This is a genomic window from Oceanobacillus piezotolerans (assembly GCF_003665065.1).
In the GTDB taxonomy this organism is placed as follows: domain Bacteria; phylum Bacillota; class Bacilli; order Bacillales; family Amphibacillaceae; genus Oceanobacillus; species Oceanobacillus piezotolerans.
The window spans coordinates 63,118-79,794 of sequence record NZ_RCHR01000001.1 but is presented as its reverse complement, the minus strand read 5'-3'; the positions used below and the strand labels follow the sequence as shown (position 1 = coordinate 79,794).

The window sequence follows — 16,677 nt, the reverse complement described above, 5'->3', positions numbered from 1 at the left end:
CCATTTACTAATGAATTAAAATCTTAAGATACTCCATTTTCATTAGAGGTCTCTCTGATAATATCACGATAGGCTTGTAAAATCCTCGTTGTATATTTGCCTGGTATCCCTTCACCGATTAGCACCTCATCAATTCGAATGATCGGTACAATATCTAATTTCGTCGCAGTAATAAACACCTCATCAGCAGAAAGTAAATCACTCACCGAGTATGTTTCTTCCCTTACATCTAAATCTAATTCGTTACATAAATCAATTACCTTTCTCCTTGTAATCCCATTTAATATAAAATGGTTTGCTGGGTGTGTATAAAGCACACTACCCTTAACAATAAATACATTGGATGCACTTGCTTCAGTAATAATATCCCCTCGATGAAATATGGCCTCCACTGCTTGCTTTTCAGTGGCTTTCTGTTTCCCTAGGACGTTAGGAAGTAGATTTAAAGTTTTAATATCACACCTGAGCCACCGAATATCCTGGGTTAATATCGCAGTGGCACCATTGTCTTCTTCCTCTTTAAGTGTCTCTTCTTCTTTTGTATAAGCAACTAATACAGGGGCCACTTCTTCAACGGGAAATTGATGCCATCTTTCTGCCACTCCTCTTGATATCTGTAAATAAATGACCCCTTCCTTTAATCCATTAATCTTGACCAGTTCTAATAACTGTTCTTTCAGCCGGTTAACAGAATAAGGAATATTAATTTTTAATTCTTTTGCACTTCTTTGTAATCTTTCCAAATGTTCATCAAGGAGGAAGGCTCTCCCATTATAAATCCCTACTACTTCATAAATTCCATCCCCAAATTGATAGCCTCTATCTTCAATGTCGATCACTTTCTTTCTATCCATGATGGAATCATTGAAAAGCATTTTCGTTCCCATATATATCCCTGCCTTTTTAAGAAAATATAATTATCATGCATCAGGCGCTTCCCACAGTTTTTCTAACACAGAGGAATCCACTCTGCACCCAGTAATAACAATGACAGTGTTTTTTCCAAGCTTCACTTTCTTACTTAAAACCCCTGCTATTCCTGCGGCAGCTGCACCTTCAATAAGCATTTGATGATTCTCGAGCATGAAACGCATCGCATCAGCAAATTCCGTTTCATGTAATAAGACGATTTCATCTACGTATTCTTGGACCATTTGAAATGTATAGCGGTTGTTTAATCCAATTCCACCTAGCAAGCTATCTGCTAAAGTGTTTTTTTCAGGAACAGAAATTGGTTTACCAGATTGGATACTCTCATACATTGTCGCTCCCACTTTCGGAGATAGACCAATTAGTTTAAGGGCAGGAACATTCGTTTTTAATGCTAATCCTAATCCCGCATGCAAGCCTCCACCGGAAAGTCCTGCCAATACAGTATCAACTTCTGGAAAGTCTTCCAAAATCTCCAGTCCAATCGTTCCTTGACCGGCAATTACCATATCTTCATCGAATGGATGGATAACGGTTAACCCTTGTTCTTTTTGCAGCTGGTAGCAATACTTTTCTGCATCATCCTGTGAATCACCTATTAATATAAGTTCAGCCTCTGATTCCTCTATCATTTTTACTTTTTCTTTTGGTACTGTATTAGATAGACAAATAACAGCTCGAATGCCAAGTTCTTTTGCTACATAAGCAACAGCCATTCCAAAATTCCCTGTTGAAAAAGTCGTAATACCACGCTGTTTTTCATTTTCTGAAAGGCTTAAAATTTTATTTGCTGCTCCTCTGATTTTAAATGAATGTGTTGTATTTAAGTTTTCCAGTTTTAAGTAAATGGATGAGCCTGACAAATTCGATAGATTAGGAGAATATTGAAGTGGTGTGTGTTGTATGAAAGAAGAGATTCGTTTCTTTGCCATCCATACTTCTTGGGTGGAAACTAAAGACATAGTAGCCCTCTTTTCTTTACTTATTCATTTTTTCTTGATTAAGAAAATGATAAGCTGTTTGAGCTAATACAGAAGTACCAATCTCTAAAACGCTCTCATCTATATCAAAATAGGGGGTATGTAAACCTCTTTCTTTCCGATCATCCACTTTGCAACCTAGGAAAAACATCGCCCCAGGAATTGTATTCGTCATATGGGCAAAATCTTCTCCACCTAGACCAAATGGTTGATTCAAGATGTGAAAATCGGGATATAGATTTGTAATCGAGCGTTTCAAAAGTTGATTTACTTTAGGATGGTTGTATAGAGCTGGGTCTTCTTGAATGAACTTAAATTCCAAGCTGCCTCCAAACTGCTCTGCAATAGAAAAAGCCGATGCCACTCCCTTTTTTAGCTGCTCACTTAACTTCGGGTGATAACTTCGAATGGTTCCATGTACCTCTACTTCTGATGGGATGACATTGCTGGTTGAGCCGCCACTTATCTTTCCAATACTGATAACAGCTGGCTCAAGGGGGCTTACTCTCCTGCCGGTTATTCCATACAGATGATTTAGTACATGACTTAACATCCAAAAAGGGTCTGTACCTAAATGAGGATAAGCTCCGTGACCGCCAGTACCATTAATCTTTACCTTAAACACATCTACATTTGCCATGCTATAGCCATCGTGTATTAATACTTCTCCTATATGATGTTCCGGACTCATGTGTAAGGCAATAACAACATCCACATTATCCAGTACTCCAGCTTGTATCATATAGGGTGCGCCACTCCAGCCTTTTTCATCTACGTGTTCTTCAGCTGGTTGGAATAGAAACCTAACAGTGCCTTGAATAGTGTGCTTTTGAAAAGCTTCACTTAAAACCTGTGCCGTACCAAGCGCAATAGCAGTATGGGCATCATGTCCACAGGCATGCATGACGCCCGGAATGATGGATTTATAATGACAATCATTTTGCTCCTGAATAGGAAGCGCATCCATATCAGCACGGATAGCAATGACAGGACCTGTTCCAGTTGAAAGTTCACCTACTACCGCTGTTGGATATCCTAGTTGCGTTTCAACCTTCATTCCGGGCATCTTCTCTAGTGTGGAAGAAACAAATCGAGCTGTTTCCACTTCCTGAAAGCTTAGCTCAGGATGCTGATGAAGATACCGTCTCCACTCTGAAAGTCGATTACGCAATTCCTCGGTTATTTTCATCGCTAAACTCCTCCTATTTGTTACGCGATCCTCCAACCCTTTGGTTCATATCCTATCATTCAAAAACAAACAGGCCCTGTCTTCACCGCTTGGCAGATTAGAAAGCGTTAGCTTACTTACCTGTTGCAACTATGATATTCACCCAAAGGCAGGAGAATGCCAAGTTTCCTAACGAATAAGGTCCTGTTTGTCTAGGTACGCTTCAATATTACTTCTTTCCAAATGAAACGCCCTTTTCTTTGATTATATCAATCTATTACAAACCAATTGCTACATACTGTGATTCTAGGAAAGCTTCTATCCCTTCATGTCCACCTTCTCTTCCATATCCACTTTCCTTCATTCCTCCAAATGGTACTTGTGCAGCAGATGGAGCGCCATCATTCCAGCCGACAATACCAAAGTCTAGTTGCTCAATGACACGCATTCCTCTTGCAACGTTTTCAGTGAATACATATGCCGCTAAACCATATGGTGTACCATTTGCTAGTTTAATCGCTTCTTCTTCTGTTTCTACCTTTTGAATCGGAGCTACAGGGCCAAAGGTTTCTTCCTGCATAACAGCCATATCCCCATTAACATCCTTTAATACGGTAGGTGTATAGAACATGCTTCCTGCTTCTGAGTAAGCCTCTCCCCCTACAACTACATTCGCTCCTTTATCTTTTGCATCTTGAACGTGGTCAACCACTTTATCAAAACCATCTTTATTAATTAATGGGCCTACATCAACAGAATCATCTAGACCATTGCCAACCTTTAATTTTTGAACTTCCTCTGCAAACTTCTCTACAAACCTATCATAAAGACCAGATTGAACATAAATGCGGTTCGCACAAATACAGGTTTGACCAGCATTTCTAAACTTGGAAGCAACAGCTCCTTTTACTGCTGTTTCTATATCTGCATCATCCAGAACGATTAGTGGCGCGTGGCCACCGAGCTCAAGGGACAGCTTCTTCACTTGATCTGCACTTTGCCTAATTAATAGCTTCCCAACTTCTGTCGATCCAGTAAATGTGATTTTTCTAACCTTTTTATTTTCCATCATCGCTTTTGCAATCTTGGATGAAGATCCTGTAACTAGATTAACGACACCTTTCGGAAATCCTGCCTGCTCACATAACTCTACTAATTTTATTGCTGTGAGAGGGCTTTCACTGGAAGGCTTTATGACAACTGTACAGCCAGCAGCTAATGCTGGTCCCATCTTTCTTGTTAGCATTGCTGCAGGGAAATTCCAAGGTGTAATAGCACCAACTACACCAACCGGCTTCTTCCATACTTGGAGACGTTTATTTCCTGCATGAGAAGGTACGGTCTCTCCATATACTCTTTTCCCCTCTTCTGCAAACCAATCAATAAAGGACGCTGCGTATTTTACCTCTCCACGAGATTCTTTTATAGGCTTCCCCATCTCTTTTGTCATGATTTCTGCTAGCTCTTCTTCATTTTCCATCATGAGTTTATAAAGCTTTCTCAGATAATCAGAACGCTCGTAGGCCGTTAACCTCGACCATTCCTGAAAGGCAGTATAGGCAACGTTTATTGCTTCATTCGTTTCCTTCTCTCCTGCATATGGCACGCTGCCAACTACTTGGTCATCTGCCGGATTTTTCACTTCTATTGAATCGAGATTCTCTCCTACCCAATGTCCATTAATATACATCTGATAAGTATTCATATGAAACACGCTCCTTCTCCAGTAATACTATTCTATGTTTAACTATTACCTACATTTAAAAGAGTAAAACCTTGGGCTCCATTCAGTTCTTTTGTCGAATTAACTTCTCTTCTACATAATTAATATGGTCAGCAATTTGTTTTTCGACCCTTTGCTTATCCTTATGCACTAGTGCTTCGTACAATTCCACGTGCTCCATATAAAAAGATATTGGGCTAGAATAATATTGATTAAGATGAGCAAGGTAAACACGTAGTTGAACCTGTATAGATTCATATAATTTGCGAAATCTGGAATTCCCGCAATGAAGGATAACAAATTGATGAAACTCCATATCTAAATCAAATAATATATTCCAATTTCCCTTATCCGCTTCCAGCTTCATCTTCTCTAAGATGGAATGCAACTCCAAATAATGCTCTTCTTCCATACGATCCAAAGCGTTTATAAACGCTTTGGCTTCTATTATTAACCTTAATTCCAACATCTCATTCATGTCTTCTTTGGTAAAATTCGAAACAAACGTACCCTTTCTCGCCTTACTGGTTACTAGTCCCTCTTGTTCTAAAATCATGAATGCCTCACGAATGGTACTCCTGCTCACATCAAAGCGGGTTGCTAACTCTGCTTCGATTAAACGTTCACCAAATTCCATATTTTTATTAAAAATATCTTGCTTTAATGCATTGGCGATTAATTCACCTAATGATTTTTTCATCGCATTTAGGTCTTCATTCACATTACGCTACTCCTTCATTCTTCGTTGTTATGACTGTTGTGTCGATTGTCGACAATAGTTAATTCCATTGTAAATTAGGCTATTGTGATTGTCAATAACTATCAGAATAATAATAAGATTGCAACTGGGACTTGACTTAAATTTTTTTAACGTTTATTTTAAACCTATGTGAATAGTGTAGGATTGGAGGAATCTACTTGAATATTTTAGTCTATGGAAGACTGGAAAAGCCTGTATTAGAAGACCTTAAATCAAGGCATCATGTAAAATTTTTTAAAGATAATAGTGAAAATACTCCAGAATTTCGAGACTTCCTATCAATAGCTGATGGAATCATCGGATTAAGCTTACAGGTAAATAGCGAATTGTTAGACCAGGCACCAAACCTAAAAATTGTCAGCAATGTTTCGGTTGGTTATAACAATTTAGATGTCAAGGCTTTATCAGAACGGAATGTAATGGCAACCAACACACCTGGCATATTAACGGATACGGTTGCAGATATGGCAATGGGGTTAATCCTTTCTACAGCGAGGAGAATGCCTGAATTAGACCAATATGTTAAATCCGGGCAGTGGCTGGATAATTTAACGGAAGAACATTATGGTGTGGATGTTCACCATAAGAAACTTGGAATTATCGGGATGGGAAGAATTGGTCAGGCTATTGCTAAGCGAGCACATTTTGGATTTGATATGGAGATTCTTTACCATAACCGGACTCGAAAGGAGGATGCTGAGAAGGAATATGATGCTGCCTATTTAGCACTTGATGAATTATTACAGGAGGCTGATTTTATATGCCTTATTACTCCATTGACTAAGGAAACAGAAGGAATGATTGGGAAAAGAGAATTTCAGCTAATGAAAAAGTCTGCCATTTTCATCAATGTGTCTAGAGGAAAAACGATTGTAGAAACAGAATTAATTGAAGCACTCAAAGCCGGAGAAATTCTAGCAGCAGGATTGGACGTCTTCGAAAAAGAACCACTTGAGCTGGATAATGAATTGCTTACATTAAAAAATGTCGTAACTTTACCACATATTGGCTCCTCTACTTATGAAACGGAATTACAAATGTCAAAACTTGCTGCTGTAAATTTAGAAGCAGGTTTAAATGGTGAAAAACCACCTAACCTGATCAATGCTGAAGTTTGGAATTAATCTTTAAATAAAAAGGAGCATTTTTATTCTTCATTTATAGAATAATAGCTCCTTTTTATCATCAGCTGTTTTAACACTCCAAAGACGATAATTACCTCCTACATTATGCCAAGCGTATATTTGGCTTTACTAATAACTCCCTAGGAAACTGGGCTAATACCTCGCACCCTATTTCAGTCACACGGAAAGATTCGCTTATTTCAATCCCCATATTGTCCAGCCAAATACCAGGAATCATGTGGAAGGTCATATTTGGCTGTAAAACAGTATGATCTCCAGCACGTAAACTTGCAGTATGCTCTCCCCAATCTGGTGGGTAATTCAATCCCATCGAATAACCAAGCCTTGAATCCTTAATGATTCCATACTTTTCAATGACTTTCTTCCATACCAATTCCACTTCCTCACAAGTAATTCCTGGTTTTATCGCATCTATTGTAGTATTAATCCCTTCTACTACAACTTCTGCAATATATTGGGATTGTTCATCTGGAATCCCCAAGATAACCGTTCGGGCAAGCGGAGAATGGTATCGATGGTAGCACCCAGCTAATTCAATAATTACCGGGTCTCCTTGATGAAATGCCTCATCTGTCCAAGTAAGATGGCATGCAGACGTACGATCACCAGTTGGCAGAAGCGGAACGATGGATGGGTAATCTCCACCATATTCATCCGTACCTTGAATCTGTGCATGAGATATGGCAGCGACTGCATCACATTGCCTTACCCCTACTTCAATCGAATCGAATGCCGCTTGCATTGCTACTTCAGATATTCGAGAGGCTTTTTTTATACATTCAATCTCTCTTTCAGATTTTATAATTCTGACCCAGTTCACTAAATTCGTGCCATCTTTAAACACAGCATTCGGTAATCCAGCTTGTAATTGAAGCAGGTTCTTCGCTGTAAAATAATATGCATCAAATTCTGCTCCTATCTTATGCTTATCTCGTTTTTTCGCCCTTATGAAACCGCTTACAAAATCCATAGGGTGATTCACTTTAGATTGGACATATTCATCTGCATAAGCGTAGATATGCTCGCGGTCTAACCATGAAGTATGGATCGCTGCACTTGCATCTTGACCTCTTCCAATCCAATACGGCTGGTCCTCATCAATAAAAATAATAAGCATTTGGTGGACATAAAAAGACCAAGCATCATAACCACTTAGGTAATTTATATTTGCAGGGTCTGTTACTAATAGTACATCCATTCCATTTGCTTCCATACGGAGTTTAGTATTTTTTAATCTATCTTGATACTCATGTATAGGAAAAAACACCATATAATCTCCCCCTACTATACATATAGTTTATTATATAACGTATGCTGAAACTCTTAAGTCTGATTAAACTATTCTGCATCTCTGATTTTTACCGATTGTCGACAATACTTAGTAAAATCGTAATTCACCGAGTTTGAGTTGTCAATATATTTTAAATAGATTATTTATTTATCTTTGTATCATATTTTGTAATAAGGCCTAAAAATAGCATTCTTATCATAATTTCTATTCCAAGTTTTATTTTCAGTCAATTTTAAATTTTATTGACATATTTTTTTGAGTGTGTTTTATTATACATAACAGGCATTGTCGACAATCGACATTTAGAGTCTGGAAAAGAAAGGGGTTAGGAAATTGACTTCTAAGCAGCAGAAAGAAGAACTTTTAAAGAAGGATGAGAAATACCTTTGGCATGCAATGAAGAAATACAATCCTGAAGGAACCATGATTGCGCAAAAAGCAGAAGGAGTATGGATAACAGATATTGATGGTAATCGATATTTAGATGGCCAGGCTGGTTTGTGGTGTGTAAATGTTGGTTATGGACGTGATGAATTAGCAGATGCAGCTGCGAAGCAATTAAGAGAAATGCCATACTATCCACTCACACAAAGTCATATTCCTGGAATACAACTAAGCGAGAAGTTAAACCAATGGCTTGATGATGATTATGTCATTTTCTTTTCAAACAGTGGTTCGGAAGCAAATGAAACTGCATTTAAAATTGCTCGCCAATACTATCAGCAAATTGGAAAAGCGAATAAGACGAAGTTTATTTCGCGCTACCGCTCATACCATGGAAACTCTTTTGCCACTCTTGCAGCTGGTGGTCAAAATCAACGTGCTTATAAATACGAGCCCCTCACACCTGGTTTTGTCCATGTCTCCCCACCTGATTGCTATCGAAGTCCATTTTCAGATGAAAAGGATAGGTGCTGTATCCTTGCAGCAAACGAAATAGATAAAACCATTACTTGGGAAATCAGTGATACAGTTGCAGGTATCATTATGGAACCAATTATAACTGGTGGCGGCATCCTCATTCCTCATAATTCCTATTTTGAACGTGTAAGTGAAATTTGTGATAAACATGATGTATTGCTTATTTGCGATGAAGTTATAAATGGTTTCGGAAGAACTGGAAAGCCATTTGGATTTATGCATTATAATCTAAAACCTGATATTATAACTATGGCTAAAGGACTTACAAGTGGCTATCTGCCGCTAGCTGCAACGGCAGTCAAGCGTGAAATTTATGAAGCGTTCCAGGATGCCGAAAATGACTATAGCCATTTTCGCCATATTAATACATTTGGAGGCAGTCCCGCTTCTTGTACCGTCGCCATCCGCAATTTAGAGATAATGGAACAGGAAAAGTTAATTGAAAATAGCGCAAAGCTTGGTGAAAAGTTATATGAAGCATTACTAACATTGAAGGACCATCCATATGTAGGGGATATCCGCGGAGGAAAGGGCTTACTTCTCGGCATCGAATTTGTAAAAGACAAAGAGACGAAGGAACCAAATGAGGTGTTCGCAGCTCAGGTTGTCTCACGTTGTAAAGAGAAAGGAGTAATCATTGGTAAAACGAGTGATACGGTACCAGGTTATAACAACATTGTTACCATGTCCCCGCCATTATCTATTACACAAGATGAGCTACAGTTGCTCATCCACACAATAGTAGATGTAGTATATCACTGATATTTGTATGTAATAACCATTTCGGTTAAAATGGGGCATCTGCATGATTGTAATCCCTCCTAATATATATGGTAAAATATAAGTGAGATAACCTTTTATAAAGTCAAGGATCGCTTATTTTAATATATAAATTTGGAGGTGAAGATACATGCAAAGAAAGAGCTATGCACTCGCCTATATCTTTTTAGTTTTCTTAGGGCAAATTGGTATTCACCGTTTTTATACGGGGCGCGTTGGTACTGGAATTATGCAATTATTACTTGCAATTATTGGATATGGAACGCAATGGATTCTAATTGGATGGATCCCGTTAATTTTCCTATGGATTTGGTTATTTATCGATATCTTTTTAGTACCGGGGATGTGCAGAAATCCTAAATAATACAGATGAGGTTGGAACAGAATTGTTTTATCAAAAGAAAATTCGAACTTTAGCAAGTAGAGAAATACTGCTCCGAAATATACTTCGCTAAGTTTAAATAATGTTCGTCTCTTGAGTCAACAGTTTAGTTATGTCTCCAACCTCATCAAGTTCTTCTATTCTATTCCTCTTTTTCTCATATTAACAGAAGCTTTTTTAACCTTTGTTACACCATCCTCTAATGGGTCAACAACTGGGATTTGCAGGCTGCGCGCTAAAATACGTGCCCCCTTATCATGAGAGGCAAATACTAACTTCACACCTCTTCTAATCTCACCTAACACTCCTGTTACAATGCGTTGATCGGCAGATGAAAAGTTTGTACCCTGAGGTTGTTTTCTCGTCCATTGCATGCGATTCCCTTTTTGAAACATTTCAATCACATCGAACCCCATTTGTGCACTCGCTCTTGTATTACGATTCTCACTTTTCTTAAGCCCTTCCAACTCTCCAAAGACAGTAGGATGCAAGAATAATTGTACGTTTGTATTCTCATAAAGATCTGTTAAAACATTATAAAAATGCATCAGAAAATTAGTGTCCACAGCCACATGATGACCAGTCTCAATATAAGAGGCTAGATCTTTTAAGTAAGCTTTTTCCATAGCTTTTTGATCTGTTGCATGACGTTTCTTGCGAAGTTTCCTTCCTGCTCGATGCGCATAGGAAGAACCTGCAAATGCTTGTATTATAAAGACAATAGCAAATATAATCGTGTATAAATCCTGTTCTCCAGAAAGTAGAATTAGTATCATAGAGGCAATTGTTAAAGCATATGTAATCCATGCGTATGTATAGGCAGCACTATAGGCAAAGCCACTGCCCGGAGAAACAATCCCAAAGAAGAAGGCAATTAAACCAATTCTATTTCTTTCTTTCATCCATTTATTAATAACATAAAATATGAGGATAAAAAAGGCCCATACGATCGCAGTAATCGCCACACCATACCAAGGATTTAGCCCCTCTTCTAAATCCAATAATCCAATAACTATCTTGCACACTCCTTTTTACCTATTTCATTTTATCTAGACAATAGAATATTACCATAATTTAAATAAAAAAGAATGGTTATTAAACAAATTTTTGTAAAAATGTCGCTTATTGATAAAAAAACAATTCCTTACCAATTGGAATTTCATCGGTAAGGAATTGTTTTAAATGTAAAATGCTTTTATCGTTCTTGAATATCTGCAAACCAGTATGCATATCTAACCTTTGAAACATGAATTTGTGTTTGTAGTTGGACAGAAAGTCTTTTACGGAGATAGAAATTTAATTACCTATCTCTGTGTACTCTTGGAACCATTTTCTTAAATCTTGATAATTCTCTTGTGTTACTGTGTGACCAGCTTGGTATTTTCTGAACGTGACATTAGCCCCCATCTCACTGTACACTCGTACACTCTCAGGCGCCCAGGTAAAAGGTAATGCAGGATCCTGCTCTCCGTGTGAGATAAAAATGGAAATTTCTCCGACTGGCTTCTTATCATAATCTTTCTTAACAATCTCAGGAATATAACCACTTAGTGCAGCAATTCCTTTGACTCTTTTATCTCCTAAAACTAATCCAAGTGACATAGAAAGAATGGCACCTTGACTGAACCCCATTAAATAAAGCTTATCGCTTTCAATGGGATATTCTTCACAGGTGTAGTCGATAAACTGTATTAGTTTTGATATAGCCTCATCAAATGAAGAGCGATGAGGCTTTCCAAATCCCTCGATTGTAAAAAAGGCATACCCTGGCGGCTGGTCTATTGGACCTCGAATACTAAAAACGAAGCAAGACTCTTCCAAACCATGAGTTAAAGGGAGTAAATCCTGTTCATTGCTCCCCATACCATGGATTAAAAATAATGCCGGATATTGTTTACCCGATTGAATATTTGCTGGCTTTCTTATTTCATAATGTAAGGTTGCGTTCATTATTATTCCTCCTTATTTACCATTGTAGCTCCCAAGAGAAAAATTTAAAAAGAATATTACTTACCCTCTTTATTTGTTTAGCTGTATGGTACTTATAATATCTATTCCTTGTAATGCTTGAGTTGCGAGATGGTCTGCTTCTTTGTTATCATTTCTTGAAACTTGGTGAAATTCAGGGTCCATTCCCAAAGATTTTAGTTTTGTTTCTATTCGACCTATCCATTTTTCTAGTTCCTTTTCATAACAAGGCCAATCACCGTTTAACTGATTAATGACTACCTTTGAATCGCCAATAAATGTAACTGGCATGTGATGGATTCCTAGTGCTTCTAATTCCTGGACAGCTAGATAGAAAGCAGCATATTCTGCTTCATTATTTGTTTCAAGTTCCTCGACTTGTGCATTTTTCCTTAGCCGATATCTATTTCCGTTTTGTTCATAATAAATAACACATCCCAAACCTGAAATCCTCTTTCCATTATCAAAGCCTCCATCAAAATACACAGTAACATCATGAGGCTCAGACTGAATCCCTTCCAAATACTTCTTTAATTCCTTTATAGTCCAGATGGAATCATTCTTATCGATGAACTTAAGTGTTTTCGCTCTTCCTGTCTTTTCCATATCCAAAGCAAGAAGTAACGCGTTTGAATCCGGCATTTCCTCCGAAACAAATCGTCCTTTTGTCCCTTTTGCTGTAACGTAAGTAAAATCTATTCGAACCTTCACCATGTGGTCCCCTTTCTTGCTTAGAATAATTTCATTATACCCTGAGGTATATAAACTCAACGATAACCTTTTCAATTTTCCTTCTATCCAGTACACTTGTTATATCTATTTTGTTATGAAGGGGGAAAATCATGCAAAGACTCGAATTTGAAGCTGCATGGGATAAAACGATTGCTAAGAGAGATAGAGAAAAAATAATCGATATCTTCCAAGGACTGACACACAAAGATAAGGGAATTGTCTTTACCTTTCTTAAACAAGCCATAAATCACAGAAATGATTTATTATTAATGGTTCTTATACACAATTACAATGCAGAAAGAGCTGTTTTTAAAAGTCCAAAAATACGTGTTAAGAAGCAAGAGAATATTATTGCAGAATATCAGTTTGAAAGGCAGCCTCCAGATTTAAAAGGAAACACCAGCATACCTTGGACATTTATTTTCCCTCAAGGAAGCTATGTAAAACAAGTCGATTATAGCGACGCAGAACTTATACTAATCACGAAAGAATCCCCCCTTTCAAGTTAAGCGTGAAAGAGGGGATTTCCTTATTTCTTCTTCCTGTTTTTATCCTTTGTTACGAATGATTCATTTGCAATCTCTTGATTTCTGCTTTTCGATAGATATTTCATTGCTTCTTCTTCATTACTGAATACTTTTGGTTGCTGTTTATCATGTGGACTCACTTGAAGCACCTCCGTGCTTTTATTTTGGTATAGGATGAAGAAGTTTATTCTCTCCATTTTTATTCTATATCAATTTGAGCACGTTGAAGTCGTCCGCTATAATCTATATAAACAGCCTTCCACTCCGTAAATACATCCAAAGCCTGCACTCCGGAATCACGATGTCCATTTCCTGTTCCTTTCGTCCCCCCAAATGGCAGATGTATTTCTGCCCCTGTTGTTCCGGCATTTACATAGACAATACCAGTGTCGAGATCCCGCTGTGCTTTAAAAACTCGATTGACATCATTTGTAAAAATGGAGCTGGATAACCCATATTCAACATTATTATTTACTTCAATCGCTTCCTCGAAGCTCTTCACTGGGATTAAGGAGACAACAGGGCCAAAGATTTCTTCTTGTGCAATCCGCATAGAGCCGTTAACATTTGTAAAAAGCGTAGGCGTGAAAAAATTCCCATTCTTATATTTCTCTTCTGTTAACTCCTTTCCGCCTGTTAGTAATCTGGCACCTTCTTTTTTTCCAATTTCTATATACTTTTTGATTTTTTCTAATGCTGCTTTATTAATAATTGGGCCAACTTTCACCGCTTCATCAAGTCCATTACCTATAGATAACTTTTCAATTTGGGCAAGCAATTTCTCCTCCAATGCCTCTTTTACACTCTCATGAACAATGACACGGCTGCATGCTGTACAACGTTGCCCACTTGTTCCATATGCACTCCATAGAATAGCTTCTACCGCCAAGTCTAGATCCGCATCTTCCATAACAATAACCGCATTTTTCCCACCCATCTCAAGAGACACCTTTTTCAGTTGCTGACCACATGCTGCAGCAATATTTCTTCCGGTCTCATTCGAACCTGTAAACGAAATAACACGGATGTCTTTGTGATGAACCATTGCATCGCCAACCACTCTCCCAGAACCAAACACAACGTTTAAGATCCCTTTTGGCAAACCAGCCTCCTCGCATATTTCCGCTAGTTCATAGGCCATAATTGGTGTTTCAGTTGCTGGTTTCCAGACTACCGCATTTCCCGCGACAATAGCAGGAAATGACTTCCATGTTGCAATCGCAATCGGAAAGTTCCATGGAGTAATCATACCTACAACACCAACAGGTACGCGCTGACTCATTGCAAATTTATCCTTTAGTTCTGCCGGAGTGGTTTGACCAAATAATCGTCTTCCCTCTCCCGCCATATAGAACGCCATGTCGATTCCCTCTTGGACTTCTCCTCTTGCTTCCTCAAGGACTTTGCCATTTTCCATAGTTAATAACTGAGCTAGTTTTTCTTTTCTTTCCTTCAATAAATATCCAATTCTGTATAGAACTTCCGCTCGTTGTGGGGCCGGCACTAAAGACCACTCTTTCTGTGCGGCTCTTGCTGCAACCACTGCCTCATCCACAGCGCTGGCAGGAGATAGGGGGACATGAACAATTACTTCTCCTGTTGCAGGGTTGATTACAGGAGCATATTCATTTCCCTCCATCCAATCTCCACCAATATAGTTTGCTAGTTTCTGAGTATCTAACAATTTATTCATATGATCTCCTCCCATTATTTTCCCCCACGAATGGATGTAATTGTTGAATTCACAGAAATCTGTTCCTTTTCTGTTAAGATTTCAATAACAGCAAGCTTACCTTTTAATAGTGCTTGACGAAAAGCCACTTCAAATGCTCTCGGGGTATCCACTTGGTATCCGTCCACACCCATACTCTCCGCAAGTGCTTTAAATGAAATTTTTCCTAGATCTGTTGCAATTACTTTCTTTGGATAGTGGATTTCCTGATGCATTCGAATCGTTCCATACATATTATTGTTAAAAACAAGACAGATGATGGGTATGCTATAACGTACTGCTGTCTCTAATTCCTGTACCGTCATCATAAATCCACCGTCACCAGAAAGAGAAACAATTACTTTATTTGGAAAAGCAAGCTTTGCCCCGAGTGCTGCCGGCATCCCATACCCCATCGCACCAGATGTAGGTCCAATGTATGTATGCTTTTCGCGGAATGAATAGAAGGTATGAAGCCATCCGGCAAAATTCCCTGCATCATTTGTAATCAGTGCATCACTGGGTAATAGATCTTGCAGGATCGTCATGATGTGTCTATTGATTACATCTTTTCTGGAAACTGTTCCTCTGCTAACCGCTTCATAGGCCTCTCGTTTTTCTTTCACCCAATCATCCCACATAATCCTAATGTCTATTTTCGTAAGGCTCATCAGTCCTTCTTTCATATCAGCTATAATTGCAATATCAGGTGGAAATACTTTTCCAATTACAGAATAATCAATGTCCATATGAATCAGCTTTTTATCTGGAGTGATGATAGCATAATCTTGTGTGGTCACTTCCGATAACCTTGTTCCAAAAGCTAAAATGACGTCTGCTTCTTTCACGGTCTGTAGAATATCAGTTGGCGTACCAAGGCCTAAATGTCCTACATAAAGATAATGATCATTAGGAAAAATATCATGCCGGCGAAAGGAAGATACAACTGGAAGGACATTTTTTTCAGCAAAATGTACCAATACTTCTTCCGCTTCTGCGTACTTCACCCCTCCACCTGCAATAATGAGAGGTCTCTTTGCTTTCGATAAAAGGTTTTTAACATGCTCCAGTTCAGCTTTTGCAGGGGAAGGCTTTGGCCTAGGGATAATGGGGCCAAACTGCATAGGTGCTCGGATTGAAAGGATATCTTCCGGTAATGATACTACTACAGGTCCGGGTCTGCCTGTTCGTGCAACATATAACGCCCTTCCAACTAGTTCAGGAACCCTTTGCGGGTCCTTCACTTCAACGGCCCATTTGGCGATAGAACTAAAATACTGTTCCAGATTAACCTCTTGAAATCCCTCTCTCCCTTGAAATTGCCTACTTACTTGACCTAAAAAAACGACCATTGGTGTAGAATCCTGGAATGCCGTATGAACGGCAATCGCTAAATTACTTCCACCCACCGCTCTTGTTGCTAAGACAACGCCAGGCTTTAATGTGGCTTTTGCATATCCCTCTGCCATAAAAGCAGCTCCACCCTCATGTCTTGCAGAAATAACATCGATAGTTTTTTCATCAAAAAGGGCATCTAGTATTGGCAGGTAGCTTTCCCCAGGAACACAAAATGCCTTATGAATGTTTTCTCTTTTCAAACATTGTACAATCGCTTGTGCAGCAGACATTTTCTGTTTTATTAAACGGGTGTTTTCCGTA

General features: G+C 38.5%; 16 protein-coding genes. 4 read left to right on the top strand and 12 right to left on the bottom strand.

Translation table 11 applies throughout. The annotated features are described in order from the left end of the window. Positions 1–23 precede the first annotated feature (23 nt). The 5 genes from dat to D8M04_RS00390 form a co-directional block, all read right to left on the bottom strand. Positions 24–887: a D-amino-acid transaminase gene (gene dat / locus D8M04_RS00410; RefSeq protein ID WP_121520300.1), complete on the bottom strand. Its 864-nt coding sequence runs from the start codon at positions 885–887 to the stop codon at positions 24–26. Positions 888–920: 33 nt separating this feature from the next. Next, entirely contained in the window at positions 921–1,892 is a 972-nt protein-coding gene (locus tag D8M04_RS00405; protein WP_121520298.1) for a pyridoxal-phosphate dependent enzyme, read from the bottom strand. 16 nt (positions 1,893–1,908) lie between these two features. After that, entirely contained in the window at positions 1,909–3,099 is a 1,191-nt protein-coding gene (locus D8M04_RS00400; protein ID WP_121520296.1) for a M20 metallopeptidase family protein, read from the bottom strand. 256 nt (positions 3,100–3,355) lie between these two features. Next, positions 3,356–4,783, bottom strand: a complete 1,428-nt coding sequence (locus D8M04_RS00395) for an NAD-dependent succinate-semialdehyde dehydrogenase (protein WP_121520294.1) — start codon at positions 4,781–4,783, stop codon at positions 3,356–3,358. Positions 4,784–4,865: 82 nt separating this feature from the next. Further along, complete coding sequence (locus tag D8M04_RS00390) at positions 4,866–5,522, bottom strand: GntR family transcriptional regulator (protein WP_121520292.1); 657 nt, start codon at positions 5,520–5,522, stop codon at positions 4,866–4,868. Positions 5,523–5,713: 191 nt separating this feature from the next. Here D8M04_RS00390 and D8M04_RS00385 point away from each other — a divergent pair, with 191 nt between their 5' ends. Beyond that, complete coding sequence (locus D8M04_RS00385; protein WP_121520290.1) at positions 5,714–6,685, top strand: 2-hydroxyacid dehydrogenase; 972 nt, start codon at positions 5,714–5,716, stop codon at positions 6,683–6,685. Between the two features lie 103 nt (positions 6,686–6,788). Here the strand turns inward: D8M04_RS00385 and D8M04_RS00380 are convergent, their stop codons facing one another. Continuing rightward, the gene (locus tag D8M04_RS00380) at positions 6,789–7,976 is read right to left on the bottom strand and encodes a M24 family metallopeptidase (RefSeq protein WP_121520288.1); all 1,188 of its coding nucleotides are present in this window, start codon (positions 7,974–7,976) and stop codon (positions 6,789–6,791) included. 354 nt (positions 7,977–8,330) lie between these two features. Here D8M04_RS00380 and D8M04_RS00375 point away from each other — a divergent pair, with 354 nt between their 5' ends. Together D8M04_RS00375 and D8M04_RS00370 are read left to right on the top strand one after the other, a co-directional pair. Beyond that, a complete protein-coding gene (locus D8M04_RS00375) occupies positions 8,331–9,680 on the top strand; it encodes an aspartate aminotransferase family protein (protein WP_121520286.1) in 1,350 nt (449 codons plus the stop codon). 148 nt (positions 9,681–9,828) lie between these two features. Next, positions 9,829–10,062 carry an NINE protein gene (locus tag D8M04_RS00370; RefSeq protein ID WP_121520284.1) on the top strand — a complete coding sequence of 78 codons (234 nt, stop codon included), beginning with the start codon at positions 9,829–9,831 and terminating at the stop codon, positions 10,060–10,062. A gap of 155 nt (positions 10,063–10,217) precedes the next feature. Here D8M04_RS00370 and D8M04_RS00365 read toward each other — a convergent pair whose 3' ends face one another. From D8M04_RS00365 to D8M04_RS00355, 3 genes are all read right to left on the bottom strand, one after another. Continuing rightward, positions 10,218–11,105 (bottom strand): PIN domain-containing protein, encoded by an 888-nt coding sequence (locus D8M04_RS00365; RefSeq protein WP_147436738.1) that lies wholly within the window; start codon positions 11,103–11,105, stop codon positions 10,218–10,220. Positions 11,106–11,376: 271 nt separating this feature from the next. After that, positions 11,377–12,030: an alpha/beta hydrolase gene (locus tag D8M04_RS00360; protein WP_121520280.1), complete on the bottom strand. Its 654-nt coding sequence runs from the start codon at positions 12,028–12,030 to the stop codon at positions 11,377–11,379. Between the two features lie 69 nt (positions 12,031–12,099). Further along, positions 12,100–12,759, bottom strand: coding sequence for a ribonuclease H family protein (locus D8M04_RS00355; RefSeq protein WP_121520278.1), 660 nt, complete (start codon positions 12,757–12,759; stop codon positions 12,100–12,102). 131 nt (positions 12,760–12,890) lie between these two features. On the opposite strand from D8M04_RS00355, the gene D8M04_RS00350 reads away from it, so the two are divergent. Then, on the top strand, positions 12,891–13,289 hold the full coding sequence (locus tag D8M04_RS00350; RefSeq protein WP_121520276.1) for an SLAP domain-containing protein: 399 nt from the start codon (positions 12,891–12,893) through the stop codon (positions 13,287–13,289). A 20-nt stretch (positions 13,290–13,309) separates the two neighbouring features. Here D8M04_RS00350 and D8M04_RS19940 read toward each other — a convergent pair whose 3' ends face one another. From D8M04_RS19940 to D8M04_RS00340, 3 genes are read right to left on the bottom strand one after another with little or no spacing between them, the layout of a single operon-like run. Beyond that, a complete protein-coding gene (locus D8M04_RS19940; RefSeq protein ID WP_158595064.1) occupies positions 13,310–13,447 on the bottom strand; it encodes a hypothetical protein in 138 nt (45 codons plus the stop codon). Between the two features lie 59 nt (positions 13,448–13,506). Beyond that, complete coding sequence (locus tag D8M04_RS00345) at positions 13,507–15,000, bottom strand: aldehyde dehydrogenase family protein (protein WP_121521666.1); 1,494 nt, start codon at positions 14,998–15,000, stop codon at positions 13,507–13,509. A gap of 14 nt (positions 15,001–15,014) precedes the next feature. Further along, positions 15,015–16,646 (bottom strand): thiamine pyrophosphate-dependent enzyme, encoded by a 1,632-nt coding sequence (locus D8M04_RS00340; protein ID WP_121521665.1) that lies wholly within the window; start codon positions 16,644–16,646, stop codon positions 15,015–15,017. Between the last annotated feature and the right edge of the window lie 31 nt (positions 16,647–16,677).

Excerpts from the sequence above, each read along its gene's own strand:
- D8M04_RS00400 (WP_121520296.1), bottom strand. The coding sequence starts at position 3,099 with ATGAAAATAACCGAGGAATTGCGTAATCGACTTTCAGAGTGGAGACGG.
- D8M04_RS00405 (WP_121520298.1), bottom strand. The coding sequence starts at position 1,892 with ATGTCTTTAGTTTCCACCCAAGAAGTATGGATGGCAAAGAAACGAATC.
- D8M04_RS00350 (WP_121520276.1), top strand. The coding sequence starts at position 12,891 with ATGCAAAGACTCGAATTTGAAGCTGCATGGGATAAAACGATTGCTAAG.
- D8M04_RS00340 (WP_121521665.1), bottom strand. The coding sequence starts at position 16,646 with ATGTCTGCTGCACAAGCGATTGTACAATGTTTGAAAAGAGAAAACATT.
- D8M04_RS00345 (WP_121521666.1), bottom strand. The coding sequence starts at position 15,000 with ATGAATAAATTGTTAGATACTCAGAAACTAGCAAACTATATTGGTGGA.
- D8M04_RS00380 (WP_121520288.1), bottom strand. The coding sequence starts at position 7,976 with ATGGTGTTTTTTCCTATACATGAGTATCAAGATAGATTAAAAAATACT.
- D8M04_RS00370 (WP_121520284.1), top strand. The coding sequence starts at position 9,829 with ATGCAAAGAAAGAGCTATGCACTCGCCTATATCTTTTTAGTTTTCTTA.
- D8M04_RS00360 (WP_121520280.1), bottom strand. The coding sequence starts at position 12,030 with ATGAACGCAACCTTACATTATGAAATAAGAAAGCCAGCAAATATTCAA.
- dat (WP_121520300.1), bottom strand. The coding sequence starts at position 887 with ATGGGAACGAAAATGCTTTTCAATGATTCCATCATGGATAGAAAGAAA.
- D8M04_RS00395 (WP_121520294.1), bottom strand. The coding sequence starts at position 4,783 with ATGAATACTTATCAGATGTATATTAATGGACATTGGGTAGGAGAGAAT.